We start from the raw sequence: 17,288 nt of genomic DNA on the forward strand, positions 1-17,288 counted from the left end.
CGGCTCAGCGGCCGGACAGCTTCAGGATATCCTCCGGATACCGGGCCCCCTGGACCTCGATCCCGGAGGCGGCCTCGTCGATCTCGCGCAGGTCGTCGGCGGTCAGCACGACCGCGACCGAGCCGAGATTCTCTTCCAGCCGATCGAGCTTCCGGGTGCCCGGGATCGGAACGATCCAGGGTTTTTGGGCCAGCAGCCAGGCGAGCGCGACCTGCGCCGGCGTCGCCCCCTTGCGGCCGGCGACCGAGCGGAGCAGCTCGACCAGGGCCTGGTTCGCCTGGCGGGCCTCTGGCTCGAACCGCGGAATGCGGCTGCGCAGATCCGTGCTGTCGAAGGTGGTGGCGTCGTCGATCCTGCCGGTCAGGAACCCCTTGCCCAGCGGGCTGTAGGGCACCAGGCCGATCCCGAGCTCCTCGATCACCGGGATCACGTCGGCCTCCGGCTCCCGCGTCCACAGCGAGTATTCGCTCTGCAGCGCGGTGACGGGCTGGACGGCATGCGCCCGGCGGATCGACCGCACGCCGGCTTCGGACAGGCCGAAATGCCGGGCCTTGCCCTCCCAGATCAGCTCCTTCACCGCCCCGGCGACATCCTCCATCGGCACGTCGGGATCGACCCGGTGCTGATACAGCAGGTCGATGCGATCGGTCCGGAGCCGCCGCAGCATGCCTTCGACCGCGGCCTTGATGTGGTCGGGGCGGCTGTTCAGGCGGCCGAGGCGTTTGCCGGTTTCCAGGTCGATGTCGTGGCCGAACTTGGTGGCGATCACCACCCGGTCCCGCACCGGGGCCAGGGCCTCGCCGACGATCTCTTCGTTGGTGAACGGACCATAGGTCTCGGCGGTGTCGAAGAAGGTGACGCCGCGCTCGGCGGCCGCCCGGATCAGGGTGATCAGGGCCTGCCGGTCCGCGATCGGGCCATAGCCCATGCAGCCCAGTCCCAGCGCCGAGACCTCGAGGCCGGCTTGTCCAAGCTTGCGCGTCTGCATGTCGTCCTCCGGTCAGTTGAGCCGGAGTCTAAGGCGTGGCTCGCCAGCGACTAGGCGCTATAATCCGCAAGGACCCATAAGCAGGACCACTGAATGCAGCGCGGCAGCCTGGATGATCTCGTGGCTCTCGTCGCCGTCGCGCGGGAACGGAGCTTCACCAAGGCGGCGGCGCAGCTGGGCGTCTCGCAATCGGCGCTGAGCCAGACCATCCGCCAGCTCGAGGCCCGGCTTGGCATCCGGCTCCTGACCCGCACCACGCGCAGCGTCGGGCTGACCGAGGCGGGGGAGCGCCTGCTGCGCACCGTGGCCCCGCGGCTGGAGGAGATCGAGGCCGGGCTGGCCGCGGTCAGCGAGCTGCGGGACAAGCCGGCCGGCACCATCCGGATCACCGCCGGCGACCATGCGATCCGGTCGATCCTGTGGCCGAAGCTGGAGAAATTCCTGCCCCGATATCCCGACATCAAGGTCGAGCTCGTCATCGACTACGGGCTGACCGACATCGTCGCGGAGCGCTACGACGCCGGCGTGCGCTGGGGCGAGCAGGTGGCCCAGGACATGATCGCGGTACGCATCGGGCCCGATCTCGGCTTCGCCGTCGTCGGCGCGAAATCCTACTTCGCCAAACGGCCGCCGCCCCGGACGCCGCAGGATTTGGTCGGGCACAGCTGCATCAATCTGCGCCTGCCGACCCATGGCGGACTCTATGCCTGGGAGTTCGAGCGGGACGGCCGCGAGGTCAGGGTGCGGGTGGAAGGCCAGCTCGTCTTCAACGGCATCTTCCAGATCCTCGACGCCGCGCTGGCCGGCTTCGGCCTGGCCCATGTGCCGGAGGACCTGGCGCAGCCTCACCTCGCCCGGGGCCGCCTGCAGCGCGTGCTCGAGGATTGGTGCCCGCCCTGGTCGGGCTATCACCTGTACTACCCGAGCCGGCGCCAATCCTCCGCCGCCTTCGCCCTGCTGGTGGACGCCCTGCGCCACCGGGGCTGACACCGAAGGCCGTGGTGGGCTTCGGCAGCGGGGTGCGCCGGCCGCTGGGCGTCGCCATCGTCGGCGGGCTGATTGTCAGCCAGGTGCTGACCCTCTGGACCACCTCGGTGCTGTACCTGGTGCTCAAGCGCTTCCGGCGCTGGGCGCGGGGTCGGTGGGCCCGGGCCTGGCGGGACCTTGCACCGGGGGCGGCGGAGTAGAGGGCGGGACGGCCGGCCGCACTCGACCCGAAGCCGAAGTTCGACACCGTACAGCCGAACGGGCGTCGTCCTGATTGCGGCAGTGTGCGCATTCCGGCAGTGCCGCCGGCGGTCGGCCGATCATATAGCCCGTGCGTCAGAATTTATTTACAGAATATCTGCGGAAAATTATAATTATGGAAAATCATTTGGCGAGCACGCCTGTGGATGGCCGCGCTATTTCATCTTCGATTCGAGGTTCAGCGCCTTTGCCCAGGCGCTTACCTGCCCCAGCGCATCTTGCTCCCACTGGTCTGGCGTCCGACCATCCAGAATTCCGGCGTCTTCCGCAAACCTACGAACCCAAGCCGGTCCTACGCCATCTTGTCGTTCAAACTTTTCGGCGATGTGTTTGAAGCCTTTGACGGCTTCAGGACTCTCCAGGATTTGCCTGCATTGGGTCGCCAATGCCACGGGACCGCCCGGATAATTTCGGATGCAATAGTAGACGTCGTATGCGTCCTTCGTCTTCATGCGATTTTTTAGCGCGAATCCCTTCATCGCGAGCAAAGCAGGGATAGATGCTACAGCCAGTTCGACGCGATTGTGCTCGCCTTGAGGCATCCGGCCCTCGATCTTGATTGTCTCAAACCAACGAAGCGCAAGCGCGGCACCATCTGCCTTCTGAACGGCGAAATTCCCGACGAGTGGCGGGTCATTCTTTTCGATCTTGGCATCGCGCGGCATTAAGAAATCAACCACAATACGGATTGGCGGTCCTTCTTCGACAGGCACCGCTCGAACCATCTGAAACTTCTTCAGGTCATCGCTCTGTTGATAATCGTGTCGTTTCAGCTCATCGACAAGCATGGCGTACTCGCCACCTGCGAGAGCAACTGGATCAAGGCTGAGGTCGACATCGAACGAGCCGATGTGGCGCATGTCTTCGTTGTCGAGCAGGAGCCAAGGAACAGTGCCGCCGATGACAACAAACTTTCCATGATAGCTGCCAAGAATCTGGCCGATTTCCAAGAGGACCGCCCTGACCGCCGCCGTGGTGCGATCGTCGTAGTCTGCCGGTTTCGGGTCCGTGTTTATTCGTTCCGCCATTGCAGGCACTCCCGACGAAGATGCTCAGCAGCTTCCTGTCCTCGATCACCTGCAATCGCGAGGTCAAGATAGGTCTGGACGGGACTGGTCACACGAATGCCGCGAGCTGGCTCCACCGCATCAAGGAGAGGGCCATCGTCGTCGACCACGGTAACGACGACATTCGCTCCCTTCGCTACGTCATCGAGATCCAACTCGTCTTGCAGCCGCGCCAGGCCATTGGCATTGGCGTGGAAGAAGCGCGTTTCATTGCGGACATACGGTGCTAGCCACTTCGCCGCGGAGAATGATGAGAGCGCCGCTCCTCTCCTATTGCCGTCTCGCAGGAAGAACTCTCGCAGAGCTACTTCTAACTCTTTGCCGTGCATTATGGTGTAATAGGTGAACGCGTGTCCTGGCGGCCCATCATAGTTGTCTCTCCAGGTATCTAGGAGAGAATCGGGGTCCGTGAGCCGGAATCCGTCATTACCCGCTTCCACCCAGCCGCGGGCCAACAATGCTTCTTTCACGTTATGGGCTTGTCCTAGACTGACTTGTGCCCTTTCCGACATCTCAGTTAATTTGAGCGTGCGTTGCGGCTCGCTCAGCATGAGCCGGAGGACCCGAGCCGATTTCGGCCTGAAAAGCGATTTTAGTTCCCGGCGCTCGGCAGCGGGTATCTCCGAACTGCGCCGGTCGATATAGAGACCAGGAAGGACTAGTCGACAATTTCCCAGCAGGTCGAAGTAATTGACCTTGTGCTTACGGCATAAGCTGCGGACTTCCTCAGAGAGAAATGGTGCGATGAAGACGGGTGATGCTTTGATATTCGCGTTTGCGACATAGTCGTGAAGGCGCGAGATTGCTGCGCGCGCGTGGCGAGGTTGACCGTTCGTCTTAACTTCGCACGCTAGCACATGAACCCTGTCCCCAGAGCGAATCCTCAACAGGAAGTCGATGGCCTCATCCGCGCGTCCTCCACCCGAAAACTTCGGAGGGAATGTCTTTGTCTCGGGGACTTCAGCCAACAGCCGGCGCAGACCATCTGCGGCGTCATGCTCCAGTTTCACTGGATCAATGGGTTTCAGCATATGCTGAAAATAGGCTCTGGCCTGAAAGGCGTCAAGGTGTGTTTCACCATATAGGTGACTTTCACCGCGCGCTGAAGGGGCAAATTGAATGAAACTATCGATATAAGCTGGCTTCCGGCGCCGACACCGGCTGGACCCTGCCTTTAGCTCAATGATGAGCGCGTAGTGGGTCCGCATTCGGCGAATCCAACATCTCGACTGCCTCTATGGCATCCGTCGTGTTGGGTTCGAGTGCCGCGAGCTCACCCTACGCACTATTCGAGAGGCCCACCATCACGGCAGATCGACGATCTCGACCCAGTTCGCATCGCGGCCCACCGGATACCGCCCCACCGGGGTCAGGGCGCCGTTCGCCTTGTCGATCCGATAGACCGACAGCCGGTCCGATTTCTCGCCCGACGCGACGAGCCAGGTTCCGCTCGCATCGATCCGGATGCCGCGCGGCTGCGTCTCGGTGGGATAGTTGCCGACATAGGTCGGCTTCCCGGTGCCGGGGTCGACCGAGAGCAGCGCGATCCGGCTGGTCGTCCGCTCGGTGGCGTAGAGGAACCGGCCGTCGGGCGTGGCCTGGAGGTCCGCGGCCCAGATCTTCGGACTGTCGTCGGCCGGCGCCCCCGGTGGCGTGCCCGGCACGAGACCGGCCTCCGCCGGCACCGTGCCGGTGCTGTCGAGCAGGGTCAGGGTTCCCGTCTCCTGGTCGACCGCGAAATGGATGATATTCCCGGACAGCTCGCACAGCACGTAGAGATGCTTGTCGTCCGGCGACAGGACCGGGTGGCGCGGGCCGTTGCCGGCCGTGGTCTTCACCACCGGCGGGTCGTTCGGCGTCAGCCGGCCGGTCGCGGCGTCGAACCGGAACTGGACGATCTGGTCGCTGCCGAGATTGGTCGCGTAGACGAAGCGGTTGGTCCGGTCGGCGCGGATCGCATGGGCGTTCTTGCCGGTCGGGATCACCTGGCTCGCCTGCGACTTGACCAGCCCGTCCGCATCGATCGGGCTGACCGCGACCTTGTCGCCGCCATAGGAGGCGGTGAACAGGAAGCGGCCGGTGGCGTCGGTCGACACATAGGCCATGCTGTCGGGCAGCGGCGCGGTCGCCTGTTGCCGCAGCGCGCCGCTGGCGGGATCGATGGCATAGGTCAGGACCGCGAAAGGCTCCGACCGGACCACGGCGTAGAGATGCCGCTTGTCCGGGCTGACCGTCATCGGCATCACCTTCATCCTGGCCGGGGTCTTGCCGAGCGACGTCAGCGCGCCGGTCGCCTGGTCCGGGGCGTAGCCGTCGATGTCCCCGTCATCCGCATTGGAGACATAGACGAAGGATTTCGCGGCAGCCGGCGCCGCGCCGGATGCGGTGAGCGATGACGCCATGACGAACACTCCTGCCAGCAGCCGCAACGTACTGTGCATGATCCCTCCCCGAGAGGCGACGGGCACCTCGGTGCCTCTTTCACCCTCGGCAGGGTCTATGGACCCGACCGCGCCGTCCAAGCCGAAGCGGGTATCGATCGATGCGGCCTGCGCATCGATCCGCCACAGGGCCGGCTCACTTCGGCAGGCCGGCCTTCCGGAAACCGTCGAGAACCATGTCCCGGGACGCGGCGTCCCTGAGCGGCAGACACTCCCGCAGCGCCGAAACGGTCATGCCGGGTGCCAAGGGGAGATACTTGCCGAGCGCCGCCTGCGCCTCCGGCAGCCGGTCGAGCTGGACATAGGCGGGGACCAGGGCCCAGTACGCCGTGTCCCAGCCGGGATTGAGAGCGGCCGACCGTTGCGCCAGCTCCAGGGCCTCGGCGGGGCGGCCGCTGAACAGATGGGCCAGCCCGGCAACCGTCAGGAACATGAAATAGCCGGGATCCAGCGGACCCAGCGTCATGGCCCGCTCCGCCAGCGCCACGCCGGCCTCGGGATCGCCGCCGCAGACCAGCGCGGTGGCGGCGAGGAAGTTGACCTGCCCCGAACCGGGGTTCCGCTCGACCGCGCGGCGCACGCTGTCGAGACCGGCGCCATAGTCCCGCCCCGCCATCACCAGGACGAAGCCGGCCAGGACCACCGCCAGCGGATCGTCGCTGCCGGCGGCGGCGGCCCGGCGGGCCAGCGCGATGGCGGTCCCCAGATCGTCGGCGCCGACGGCCGGCCACGCCCGCGACAGCCGCTGCTCCAGGCACCACGCGGCATGGGCCAGCGCCGGGGCGAAGGTCGGCTCGAGATCGATCGCCTGGGTCAGCAGGCCATAGCCCAGCAGGTTCTCGTCCGGGCGCATGGCGTACACATGCGGCAGCGCCCGGAGATAGAGATCATAGGCGTCGAGATTCTCGGTCGGCTTGCGGCGCGCGCGCTCGATCTCCGCCTTCAGCACCGTCGGTTCGATCGCGCCGACGACGCTGGCGGTGATCTTGTCCTGCAGATCGAACACATCCTGCAGGTCGCCGTCGAACCGCTCCGCCCACAGATGGGCGCCGGTCGCCGCGTCGATCAGCTGGCCGGTGATGCGCAGCCGGTTGCTGGATTTGCGGACCCCGCCTTCGAGCACGTAGCGCACGCCCAGCTCGCGGGCCACCTGGCGCACATCGACCGCCCGGCCCTTGTAGATGAAGGTCGAATTGCGCGCGATCACCGCCAGCTGGTTGAAGCGCGACAGGGCGGTGATGATGTCCTCGACCATGCCGTCGACGAAGTATTCCTGTTCCGGATCGCCCGACATGTTGGTGAAGGGCAGCACCGCGATCGACGGCTTCCCCGACAGCGGCGCCGCCGCGGCGGGCGCGGCCGGCCTGGGTTGCGGCGCGGGATCGGCGCCCGGGGTGGCGCCGACCTGCAGCGAGTAGATCCGCATCGGGTCGGCGATGTTCTTGAGCTGCGTGCTGCCGAGATCGCTGACCGAAAGGTCGAGCCGCGCCTTGACCTGGCGATAGGCGTCCTCGGACAGGCAGATGGCGCCGGGCGCGGCAACGCTCTGCAGCCGCGAGGCGATGTTCACCCCGTCGCCCATCAGGTCGCCGTCGCTCTCCTCGACGACGTCCCCGAGATGGACGCCGATCCGGAACACGATCTGCCGGTCCTCCGGCACGCCGGCATTGCGCTCGACCATGGCGCGCTGCACCTCGATCGCGCAGCGCACGGCGTCGACGACGCTGCGGAACTCGACCAGCGACCCGTCGCCCGTCCGCTTGACCACGCGCCCCTGGTGCACGGCGATCGTCGGATCGATCAGGTCGCTGCGCAAGGCGCGCAGCCGCGCCAATGTGCGGTCTTCGTCCGCCCCGGCGAGCCGGCTGAAGCCGACCACGTCGGCGGCCAGGATCGCCGCCAGCTTGCGATGGTCGCTCATGGGGTCAGCTCCACCCCTCCCTCAGAGGCAGCAAGCCGACGGACGCCGCTGCCATAAATTCATATGCAGCATACGCCTCAAATCCCTTTGACCCTTGAACATTGAGTCGTCGATGGCCCGATCAGGGGTGGTCCGGTCCGACCCCACCATGTGCCGGCGATCTGGCACCATGACGCGAAGGCATTGGGCCCAGGGCCGGCGCCGCCGCCAGGATGCAGTCTCGGCGTCCCGGGGAGCAAACGCGGTGTCGGCAAGGCAATGGGTGTTGACGATCATGGCGGCGGCGGCCCTGGCCCTGCCGGCCGCGGCCCAGGAGCCGCAGCGGGTGGTGCCGGTGGCGGTGCGCGTGATCCCGCCGATGGTCGAACAGACCAACGGCCAGCTCAGCGGCTTCAGCATCGATCTCTGGAACGCGATCGCCAGCCGCCGCCGCTGGACCACCGAGTTCACCGTGGTGCCCAGCGTCCAGGCCCAGCTCGCCGCGGTGTCCGGCCGGACGGCCGATGTCGGCGTCGGCGCGATCTCGATCACCGCCGAGCGCATCACCGATTACGACTTCTCGCAGCCGATCCTGAATGCCGGCCTCGGCATCCTGACGCGCAGCGAGCGGCCGGGGCGCGAGGCCACCGCCTTCGGCAGCCTGCTGCACCTGCTGCTGTCGCCGGCGGTGCTGGTCTGGCTCGGCATCGCCGGGCTGCTGACGATCATCCCGGCGCATATCGTCTGGTTCATCGAACGCGGGCAGCCGGACGGCCTGATCGGCACGACGCGGTATTTCCCCGGGATCCTCCAGGCCTTCTTCTGGGGCCTCGGCACCCTGGCCACCCAGGCGGATGCGATGCCGCGCCACTGGCTGTCCCGCGGGGTCGCGGTGCTGTGGATGTTCACCGGCGTGGTCTTCGTCGCCTTCTACACGGCGACGCTGACGGCCAGCCTGACGGTCCAGCAGATCCGGCAGGAGATCAACGGCCCCGGCGACCTGCCGGGCAAGGCGGTCGGCACCGTCGGCGGCACCACCTCGGCCCGCTATCTCGGCACCGCCAACATCCAGCCCGTGACCTTCGCCAATGCCCAGGACGCCTATGCGGCCCTGATGGACGACCAGGTCGACGCCGTGGTCTACGACGCGCCGGTGCTGCAATACATCGCCGCGCATGAGGGGCTGGGGCGCGCCGGCCTGGTCGGGACGGTGTTCCAGCCCGAGGATTACGGCTTCGTCTTCCGCAACGACAGCGACCTGCGCCGCGACGTCGACGCCGCCCTGCTGTCGATGCGTCAGGACGGCAGCTACGAGGAGCTGCGCCAGCGCTGGTTCGGCAAGTCGTAGGGGCGGGGCAGGGCGCCGACCGCGTCCGGTCCGGAAGCGGACCTTCGCCGATCTGCCGGGTTGCCCCAAAACCCGACGTTTCCGCGCTGGCCACTGCGCCCGGAAACTAGGCCTCTCCGACACGCCCCCGCATCGCTGTCGCGCCGGCGAGCCAGATCGGATTGAACAGGTCGATCAACGCTCTGTAGGAATGTGAGTCGACCTGGTCGAGCCCGCCACTCTGGTTACCCGCCAGAAACCCGCCGACGCCGTGGTCGACCGCGGCCAGATTCGGAATCGGCAGGCCCAGTGAAGCCAGATCGGCGGCAACCGAGGTCTGAGGCGGCAGGTACGCAGTCGCGGAGCGCAGCCGCATGCTCGGTCCTGGAAGCCGGACCATCACCATTCGGGTCACCGATGGCTGTGCGTCGGGATCGATGATCGTCGCGCCGCACATGAAGCCGGCCAGCACGCTCGCCGGCGGCGTCGGCGAGAACAGGCAGAACAGCATATGCGCATTGCCGTCGGTTTCGCGCAGGTCGAGGTGCATGGCCCGTCCTGTCACCTCCAGCGGGCCTTCAAGATGCAATCGGCTGGTCGGCAGGCGCTCCGAATAGCACGCGAGAAGCCCCTGCGAGCCCTGCTGCTGCGCGATCGAGAATTCTCCCCGGACGATCTGGCCGCGAAAATAGGGCGACCAGGCATGCGAGTAGCAGGCGTAGGTCCCTGCGAGCGACGGGTTCCGCTCCTGCCGCTGCCCTGCAGTCGGACGCCGTGACGATTCGAGCCGCCGCTCCAGCATGTCGCGGTCGCAATTGTGCCGGGCGCAGATGACCTCGATGAAGTCGTCGAGCTCGCAATCGGCGATCCAGGCTCCGGGGCGATCGAGATCCACGACTTTCGCCCAGTCCTCGTAAAGCCGGGACTCGCGGGGGCGGGCACGCCCCTGGATCCATTTGTGGGCACGATCGACATCGAACGACGTCACCGGGTTGGCGCGACGGAACGCTGCCGCGAGGTCCTTGGCCGTCACCGCGCCCAGGACAGCAGCCGTCACTCGCAGCTTCCGATCGATATCCCGCGCCACACCCTCCCTTCCTCCAATGGCCCTGCCGCCAACGGCGACTGCGATTTTCCAGGGCAGGTTTTCCAGGAAAAGACATAAAATTCTATACGCCCAGAACCGGTTTTCTGTGAGGAATGTTTTTGAATTGATGAAGTCCTGCCGGGATCGGCGGGCGAATCACGTGGTTTGAAAGGGGAGGCACGGTCATGGCCAACATACAGGGCACACAAGGCGACGACACCCTGATGGACACCTTCTTCAACGGCGCCGACGTCATCGAAGGGTTCGCCGGCAACGACACCATCACCAGCTTCGAGGGAGCCGACTTCATCGATGGCGGAGCCGGCTTCGACACAGTGGAGTTCAGTCGCTGGGGCGAAACCGTCACGTACGTCTTCACCCTGAACGGCGCCGCCGGCATCGACGGCAACCGCACGATCAACATCGAGCAGGTGTCCTTCTTTGCCGGATCGGGGAACGACATCCTCACCGGGGGCGATCGCGAGGACACGCTCCTCGGCAATGACGGCAACGACACACTGACCGGGGCGGCCGGCAACGACAATCTCAATGGCGGTGCGGGCGACGACACCATCAATGGCGGCGACGGCAACGACATTTGCAATGGCCGCGAGGGCAACGGCACCCTCAATGGCGGCAATGGCGACGACGAAATCCACGCCGGCATCGGGGTCTTTACCATCGATGGCGGCGCCGGCACCGACGTGCTCTTCGCCAGTCGCTCCTCGGCCACCACAGGGGTCAGCTTCACCTTGAACGGCGGCCCCGGCAGCGACGGCAGCAGCACGATCAACGTCGAGCGGCTGGACTACTTTGCCTCAAAGGGCGACGACACCACCACCGGGGCCGGTGGCGACGACAGGATCATCGGCCTTGAAGGCAACGACGTCGCGAATGGGATGGCTGGCGCCGACACCCTCAGTGGCGAGGCGGGCAACGATATTGGCAATGGCGGCGCCGGCAACGACACCATCAGTGGCGGCGACGGCAACGACACCATCAATGCCGGCGACGGCAACGACAGCCTCGATGGCGGCAATGGCGACGACACCATCGATGGCGGCAATGGCGACGACCAGATCATCACCGGCCTCGGGGTCGACTTCGTCGATGGTGGCACCGGCATCGACACGCTGACCGTCGACCGCGGCAGCACCGTCACCGGGGTCGTCTTCACCCTGAACGGCGCCGCCGGCAGCGACGGCAGCCGCGCGATCAACATCGAGCGGATGGTCTACAATGCCGGGTCGGGCAACGACACCATCACCAGCGTCGGCGGCGACGACAGGATCGACGGCAATGATGGCAACGACGTGCTGCGCGGGGCCGCTGGGGTCGACATCCTCAACGGCGGCAACGGCGACGACCGGATCGAGACCGGCGACGGCGGCGTGGCCACCGGCGGCAACGGTGACGACACCATCATCGGCGGGGCCAGCGCCGAAACTCTCTCTGGCGAGGCCGGCAGCGACACGATCTCCGGCCTGGGCGGCAATGACAGGATCAGCGGCGGCGACGGCGACGATATCCTGAACGGCGGCGACGGCGACGACGACATCACCGTCGGCACCGGCGTCGGGGTCAACATGGTCGATGGCGGCGCGGGCACCGACACGCTGACCGCCGATCGCAGCCTCATCACCGTCGGGGTCGTCTTCACCCTGAACGGTGCCACCGGCAGCGACGGCAACCGCGCGATCAACATGGAGCGGATGACCTACAATGCCGGGTCGGGGTGGGACACCATCACCGGGGCCGGCGGCAACGACGTGATCAATGGCAACAACGGCAACGACGCCCTGAACGGGGCGGCTGGCGCCGACACCCTCGACGGTGGCAAGGGCACCGATACGCTCGACGGCGGCGACGGCGACGACAACCTCAATGGCAAAGACGGCAACGACGCGATCAAAGGCGGCGCCGGCAATGACATCCTTCGCGGCGAGGCCGGGGCAGATTCCCTGAATGGCGGCGACGGCGTCGACACCGCCAGCTACTACACCGGCTCGGTCGGGGTGTCGGTCAACCTGACGGCCGGCACCGGCAGCGGCGGCGAGGCCCAGGGCGACACCCTGGTGGGAATCGAGAACGTCTCCGGCAGCCAGACCAGCGACAGCCTCTACGGCAACGCCGGCGCCAATGTCCTGCAGGGGTGGAACGGCAACGACGTGCTTACCGGAGTCGACGGCAAGGATACGCTGACCGGTGGCGCCGGGGCCGACCGTTTCGTCTATGGCAGCGCCGCCCAGAGCGTGGTCGGGGCCAATGCCGACCGGATCACCGATTTCACCCGTGCCCAGGGCGACCGCATCGACCTGTCGGTGATCGACTCCAACACTGCCGTCGCTGGCAATCAGGCCTTCGCCTTCATCGGCTCGGGCCTCTACACCGGCGTCGCCGGCCAGCTGCGCTACAGCCAGGTGGCGGGCGTCACCACCATCGCCGGCGACGTCAACGGCGACGGCGCCTCCGACTTCCACATCCAGCTGACCGGCGCCATTGCCCTGGCGGCCGCCGATTTCGTGCTGTAGCGGCCGGCATCAGGCCGACATGATCAACGCCGCGTGGGTGCCGCAACGACAGCGACCTGCGCCGCGATGTCGACGCCGCTCTGCTGTCGATGCGCCAGGACGGCAGCTACGAGGAGCTGCGCCAGCGCTGGTTCGGCAAGTCTTAGGGGCGGGGCAGGGCGTCACGCTCCAGTCTTGTCGGCTTTGCGCGCAGCGAACCCGATCGACGAAGTTTCGTCCCTCAGTTCCCTTCCGAGGACCGGTTTCGGCCGATCTCGTCGACGCGAGTCTGCAGGCTCATCCGATCGAGCGTGTCGAAGGGCAGGCTCATGAAGATGCGGAGCCTTCGTTCGAGTTCGCCGAGCACGCGAACGAAGACCTGCAATCGCTCCCATTCCGCACCGGTCGCCAGGACCGGATCCGAATTGCTCCAATGCGCGGTGACGGGGTGACCGGGCCACTCCGGCTGTTTCTCCCCGGCGGCGGTGTCGCTGAGCGTGAACACGAAGTCGAGCGGCCGTGCGGCCGGGTCCGCAAACTCGCGGACATGCTTCGGCCGTAGGCCTTCGACCGGGAATCCGGCCTGCCGCAACAGGGCGATCGTGTGCGGATCGAGCGCCGAGGCCGGCTCCACGGCCGCGCTGTAACCGCGGAACCGGCCCTTGCCCTCCTTGTTCAGGATGGCCTCGGCCAGGATGCTCCGCGCCGAATTCCGACGCGACAGGAACAGCACGCCGTAGACTTTCTCAGACATCACCGCCCCCCTCTCGAAGTTGGTGGCTGAACGGTCAGTCGTGCTCCATCAGCTCACCGATCAGCTCCCGAACCTTGCCCCTGGCCATCACCAGGGCCTCGCGGCCCAGCGGCGTTGCCGAATAGACGCGCCGGATCGACCGGCCGACGCGATGCTCGCGCGAGACCAGGTAGCCCTTCTTTTCCATGGCTCGGAGCATCGGATACAGCGTGCCGGGGCTGAGCTTGTAGCCGTGGTGCGCCAGTTCCTCGATCATCCACTGACCGTAGAGCTCGCCCTCGACCGCGTGGTGCAGGACGTGCAGCCGGATCAGGCCGCTCAGCAGGTCTTGGTGCTCCATGCTCGCTGTTCATCTGGTGCTCGGAGTCACGCAATCGAACTTCGATATCGAGATCCGAGCTTAAGGCTCGTGGGACAAGAGTCAACGGGCTGACCCTATGTCGGGAACAGGTTTTTCGCCAGGAAGTCGACGAAGACCCGCAGCTTGGGCGAGGGGTAGCGGCTGGACGGCCACAGCAGGCGGAACATGCCCTCATGCTCGGTGTGGTCCTTGAGCACCACCGCCAGCCTTCCCTCGGCGATCTGCCGGCGGATGGCGAAATCCGGCAGGCAGGCGATGCCCAAGCCCTGCTCGGCCAGGGCGATCAGCGGCTCGATCGTGTTCGCCACCGCCATGCTCGGCAGCGCGATCTCCTTGGCCCCGCCGCGCAGCGGCCAGGGCTCGAACTTGCCGCTGGTGGCGAAGCGATGCTGCAGGCAGGCATGGCCGGCCAGATCCTCCGGGCTCCGCGGCACGCCGCGGCGCGCGAGATAGAAGGGCGCGGCCACCAGCTGCAGCCGGAACCCGCCCAGGAACCGGCTCATCAGCCGGGAATCGCTCACCTCGCCGGCGCGGATCACCGCATCGAAGCCCTCCTCGATCACATCGACCAGCCGGTCGGTGAAGTCGAGGTCCAGCTCGATCTCGGGATAGGCCCGCATGAAGGCGCCGAGGGTCGGCATCATCAGCATGCCGGCCAGCGGCAGGCTGACGCGCAGCCGGCCGCGCGGCGCGCCCTGGGTCTGCGCCAGCTCGGTCTCGGCGGTCTCGATCTCGCTGAAGATCCGCCGGCAGCGCTCCAGGAACAGCGCCCCCTCCGGCGTCAGTGTCACCGAGCGGGTCGAGCGGTGCAGCAGGCGCACGCCCAGCCGCTCTTCCAGCCGCGCCACCGCCTTGCCGACGGCGGAGGAGGAGATTCCGAGCTGCCGCCCCGCCGCGGTGAAGCTGCGCGCCTCGGCGGCGCGGACGAAGGCGTCGAGCGCGCCCAGGCTGTCGGTGTGCCGCATCGTCATTCCGGACATTTAGATCCTAAGTGTCCAGAACTATAGCTTAATTCTCCGGAATACACGGCGGTCTTACCTTGTCGGCAGTGACGGACACAAGGAGGCAGACATGCCGCAGCAGCACGATCGGTTCCCGTATTCCGCCATCGTCGACCGTCCGCCCTTGCGCTGGCTGAACGGCGCCCGCGTGGCGGTGTGGGTCACCCCGAACATCGAGCATTTCCTGTTCGACCGGCCGTCGAGCTCGATCAACCCGCACACCGCCAACCTGGTCCCCGACGTGCTCAACCACTCCTGGCGCGACTACGGCGTCCGGGTCGGCATCTGGCGGCTGATGGAGGTGATGGAGAAGCACGGCGTCAAGGGCACGGTGGCGCTCAACTCCGATGTCGCTCGGCACTACCCCCGCATCATCGAGGCCGGGCAGGCGCTGGGCTGGGAATGGATGGGCCATGGCGAGACCAACTCGACCCTGATCCACGCCCAGCCGGAGGCGGAGGAGCGGCGGATCGTCCGCAGCGTGGTCGAGACCATCGAGCAGGCCACCGGCCGGCGGCCGCGCGGCTGGCTCAGCCCGGCGCTGACGGAATCGCACCGCACGCTCGACCTGTTGGCCGAGGCCGGCATCGACTACGTCGCCAACTGGGTCAATGACGAGCAGCCCTATCCGATGCGGGTGACGTCCGGCGCGATGCTGTCGCTGCCCTATTCGATCGAGATCAACGACTTCAACGCCTTCCTGTTCCAGGGCCAGACCGGCGAGCAGTTCGCACAGACGATCCGCGACCAGTTCGACGTCCTGTACGAGGACGGCGCCGCGACCGGCCGGGTGATGGGCATCGCCCTGCACCCGTTCCTGATCGGCCACCCGCACCGGGCCCGGCATTTTTCCGCAGCGCTCGCCCATATCGCCGCGCATGACGAGGTCTGGCTCGCCACCGGCAGCGAGATCGCCGACTGGTACCGGACGAACTACGGAGGGATATGAGCGGCAGGTTTGTCGCCTTTGCTGACGTTCGAAGGCTGACGCCGGGATATGTCAGATCGGATCAGGCGCTGCTGGCGGAGCACCTGCAGACTGCATCATCGTCGCCGCGTCCGCCCGGAAGCTCCATGCCGCGAGCAGCAGCGCAAGGGCCGAGAGAAGCAGCGACGCGGGGACCAGATACATGGCGTCGTGCAGACCGATCCCTTTGAATTGCTCCGTCATCGTCTGCGCCTTCGCCGATGCCATCGCAGCTTCGGCGTAACGATCCGAGACATAGCCGGTGACGAACGGCCCCGCCGCTCCACCCAGCAGATAGTTCACCGCAAAATACAGCGCCATCGCGGTGCCGCGGAGCCGTGGCTCCACGACATCGTGGATCGCCGGGTAGGCCGAGACGAAGAAACCGTATTGCAGCAGCCAGCCGATGCTGAAGATCGCCGTGAACATTCCAACCTCCGTCGGGCCCAGGGCCAGGGCGCACCAGGTCGCGGCCGCGCCGAGGGAGAGGCTGACGACGCCGGCGACCAGCCGTCCGCTCGGCGCGCGCTGATGGATCTTGTCGGCAGCCCACCCGCCGGCGGTCAATCCCACCAGGCCGGTCAACCCGACCATCACGCCGGTCGCCATGGCCGCGTCTCCCAAGGGCAATCCGAAATAGCGCTGAAGCATCGGGACCAGAAAGCTGTTCGCGGCGGCGGCCGAAAAATTGGCCGCGACCCCGGCGAGGATGATCCACCACATCGTGCGGATGCGGAGGATCCTGCGGATGGGGCGGTGGCCCGGATCGCCTTGCGGCCGCCACGATTCGGCCGCGCCGCGGTGCGGCTCCTTGATGCAGAAGATCAGGGCGGCCACGGCGAGTCCGGGCACCACGGCGATGAAGAAGGGAGCGCGCCAGGACCCGAAGGCCTGCACCATCGCCCCGGTCGAGAAGAGCGCCAGGGCCAGGCCGATGGGCAACCCGAGCATGAAGATCCCGATCGCGCGGGACCGTTTGTCGGACGGAAACAGATCCCCGATCAGGGATGTCGCCGCCGGCGTATAGCAGGCCTCTCCGATGCCGACGCCCAGGCGAACCAACAAAAACGACGTGTAGTTCCAGGCAAGGCCGGTCGCTCCTGTCAAAAGGCTCCAGAGAACGAGCCCGTGCCCCATGATCGCCTTGCGGGAGCCGCTGTCGGCCCAACGGCCGAGCGGCACTCCGGCAATCGCGTAGACGACGGTGAAAGCCGTCCCGATCAAGCCGAGCTGGGTATCGCTCAATCCCCATTCGTGCCTGATCGGCTCGGACACGATCACCGGAAGGACGCGATCGAAGAAATTGAGGAGATTCGCCAGGAAGAGCAGCGCCAGCACACGCCAAGCGTTCGCGACCATCTGGTCTTGCATCGGGGCCTCGCATCGTCGACGCCTCCGGCTTGCGGCAGGAGTCGCCTAGGTCTGAATTCCGTCCGTTCACATCTGCAAGGATGGACGTGGTGATCGCGAGCATCGAGCAAGGCCTGAACCGGGATGCCGATGCCGACGCTCAGACATGCGCCTTGCCCGAACAAACGACACATAATATCGTAGGTTGTCGGACGATAACACCAACACGGCCCGGCATCGCGACAGGACCGGACGGCGGATCATCTTCCTGTAGCAGCCGGGCTTCG

At 66.4% G+C, this 17,288-nt stretch carries 15 protein-coding genes and 1 pseudogene; 6 read left to right on the forward strand and 10 right to left on the reverse strand.

The features are described from left to right. Positions 1 to 4: 4 nt before the first annotated feature. Positions 5 to 988, reverse strand: coding sequence for an aldo/keto reductase (locus ACTOWL_RS18100; protein ID WP_441322658.1), 984 nt, complete (start codon positions 986 to 988; stop codon positions 5 to 7). 93 nt (positions 989 to 1,081) lie between these two features. On the opposite strand from ACTOWL_RS18100, the gene ACTOWL_RS18105 reads away from it, so the two are divergent. Beyond that, entirely contained in the window at positions 1,082 to 1,975 is an 894-nt protein-coding gene (locus ACTOWL_RS18105) for a LysR family transcriptional regulator (RefSeq protein ID WP_441322659.1), read from the forward strand. A 14-nt stretch (positions 1,976 to 1,989) separates the two neighbouring features. Continuing rightward, the gene (locus ACTOWL_RS18110) at positions 1,990 to 2,175 is read left to right on the forward strand and encodes an efflux RND transporter permease subunit (RefSeq protein WP_441322660.1); all 186 of its coding nucleotides are present in this window, start codon (positions 1,990 to 1,992) and stop codon (positions 2,173 to 2,175) included. 216 nt (positions 2,176 to 2,391) lie between these two features. Here ACTOWL_RS18110 and ACTOWL_RS18115 read toward each other — a convergent pair whose 3' ends face one another. From ACTOWL_RS18115 to ACTOWL_RS18130, 4 genes are all read right to left on the reverse strand, one after another. Then, positions 2,392 to 3,264: a hypothetical protein gene (locus tag ACTOWL_RS18115; RefSeq protein WP_441322661.1), complete on the reverse strand. Its 873-nt coding sequence runs from the start codon at positions 3,262 to 3,264 to the stop codon at positions 2,392 to 2,394. Then, positions 3,249 to 4,511, reverse strand: a complete 1,263-nt coding sequence (locus ACTOWL_RS18120) for a type IV toxin-antitoxin system AbiEi family antitoxin (RefSeq protein ID WP_441322662.1) — start codon at positions 4,509 to 4,511, stop codon at positions 3,249 to 3,251. The genes ACTOWL_RS18115 and ACTOWL_RS18120 overlap by 16 nt, the downstream gene beginning before the upstream one ends. Before the next feature lie 96 nt (positions 4,512 to 4,607). Then, positions 4,608 to 5,744 (reverse strand): lactonase family protein, encoded by a 1,137-nt coding sequence (locus ACTOWL_RS18125; RefSeq protein WP_441322663.1) that lies wholly within the window; start codon positions 5,742 to 5,744, stop codon positions 4,608 to 4,610. A gap of 136 nt (positions 5,745 to 5,880) precedes the next feature. Continuing rightward, positions 5,881 to 7,665: an adenylate/guanylate cyclase domain-containing protein gene (locus ACTOWL_RS18130; protein WP_441322664.1), complete on the reverse strand. Its 1,785-nt coding sequence runs from the start codon at positions 7,663 to 7,665 to the stop codon at positions 5,881 to 5,883. Positions 7,666 to 7,909: 244 nt separating this feature from the next. On the opposite strand from ACTOWL_RS18130, the gene ACTOWL_RS18135 reads away from it, so the two are divergent. Beyond that, the gene (locus tag ACTOWL_RS18135) at positions 7,910 to 8,992 is read left to right on the forward strand and encodes a transporter substrate-binding domain-containing protein (protein WP_441322665.1); all 1,083 of its coding nucleotides are present in this window, start codon (positions 7,910 to 7,912) and stop codon (positions 8,990 to 8,992) included. A gap of 106 nt (positions 8,993 to 9,098) precedes the next feature. Here ACTOWL_RS18135 and ACTOWL_RS18140 read toward each other — a convergent pair whose 3' ends face one another. Further along, positions 9,099 to 10,058 carry a hypothetical protein gene (locus ACTOWL_RS18140; RefSeq protein ID WP_441322666.1) on the reverse strand — a complete coding sequence of 320 codons (960 nt, stop codon included), beginning with the start codon at positions 10,056 to 10,058 and terminating at the stop codon, positions 9,099 to 9,101. 185 nt (positions 10,059 to 10,243) lie between these two features. On the opposite strand from ACTOWL_RS18140, the gene ACTOWL_RS18145 reads away from it, so the two are divergent. Together ACTOWL_RS18145 and ACTOWL_RS18150 are read left to right on the forward strand one after the other, a co-directional pair. Beyond that, a complete protein-coding gene (locus ACTOWL_RS18145; RefSeq protein ID WP_441322667.1) occupies positions 10,244 to 12,589 on the forward strand; it encodes a calcium-binding protein in 2,346 nt (781 codons plus the stop codon). Between the two features lie 53 nt (positions 12,590 to 12,642). Further along, positions 12,643 to 12,735, forward strand: a pseudogene (locus tag ACTOWL_RS18150) (hypothetical protein); the annotation flags it as partial. Positions 12,736 to 12,809: 74 nt separating this feature from the next. Here the strand turns inward: ACTOWL_RS18150 and ACTOWL_RS18155 are convergent. From ACTOWL_RS18155 to ACTOWL_RS18165, 3 genes are all read right to left on the reverse strand, one after another. Beyond that, positions 12,810 to 13,322 carry an arsenate reductase ArsC gene (locus ACTOWL_RS18155; protein WP_441322668.1) on the reverse strand — a complete coding sequence of 171 codons (513 nt, stop codon included), beginning with the start codon at positions 13,320 to 13,322 and terminating at the stop codon, positions 12,810 to 12,812. A gap of 34 nt (positions 13,323 to 13,356) precedes the next feature. Continuing rightward, entirely contained in the window at positions 13,357 to 13,662 is a 306-nt protein-coding gene (locus ACTOWL_RS18160; protein WP_441322669.1) for a PadR family transcriptional regulator, read from the reverse strand. Positions 13,663 to 13,757: 95 nt separating this feature from the next. Continuing rightward, entirely contained in the window at positions 13,758 to 14,654 is an 897-nt protein-coding gene (locus ACTOWL_RS18165) for a LysR family transcriptional regulator (protein ID WP_441322670.1), read from the reverse strand. Positions 14,655 to 14,754: 100 nt separating this feature from the next. Here ACTOWL_RS18165 and ACTOWL_RS18170 point away from each other — a divergent pair, with 100 nt between their 5' ends. After that, a complete protein-coding gene (locus tag ACTOWL_RS18170) occupies positions 14,755 to 15,633 on the forward strand; it encodes a polysaccharide deacetylase family protein (RefSeq protein ID WP_441322671.1) in 879 nt (292 codons plus the stop codon). 51 nt (positions 15,634 to 15,684) lie between these two features. Here the strand turns inward: ACTOWL_RS18170 and ACTOWL_RS18175 are convergent, their stop codons facing one another. Beyond that, positions 15,685 to 17,022, reverse strand: a complete 1,338-nt coding sequence (locus tag ACTOWL_RS18175; RefSeq protein WP_441322672.1) for a spinster family MFS transporter — start codon at positions 17,020 to 17,022, stop codon at positions 15,685 to 15,687. Positions 17,023 to 17,288 lie beyond the last annotated feature (266 nt).

This window comes from Inquilinus sp. CA228 (assembly GCF_052078665.1).
GTDB lineage: Bacteria > Pseudomonadota > Alphaproteobacteria > DSM-16000 > Inquilinaceae > Inquilinus.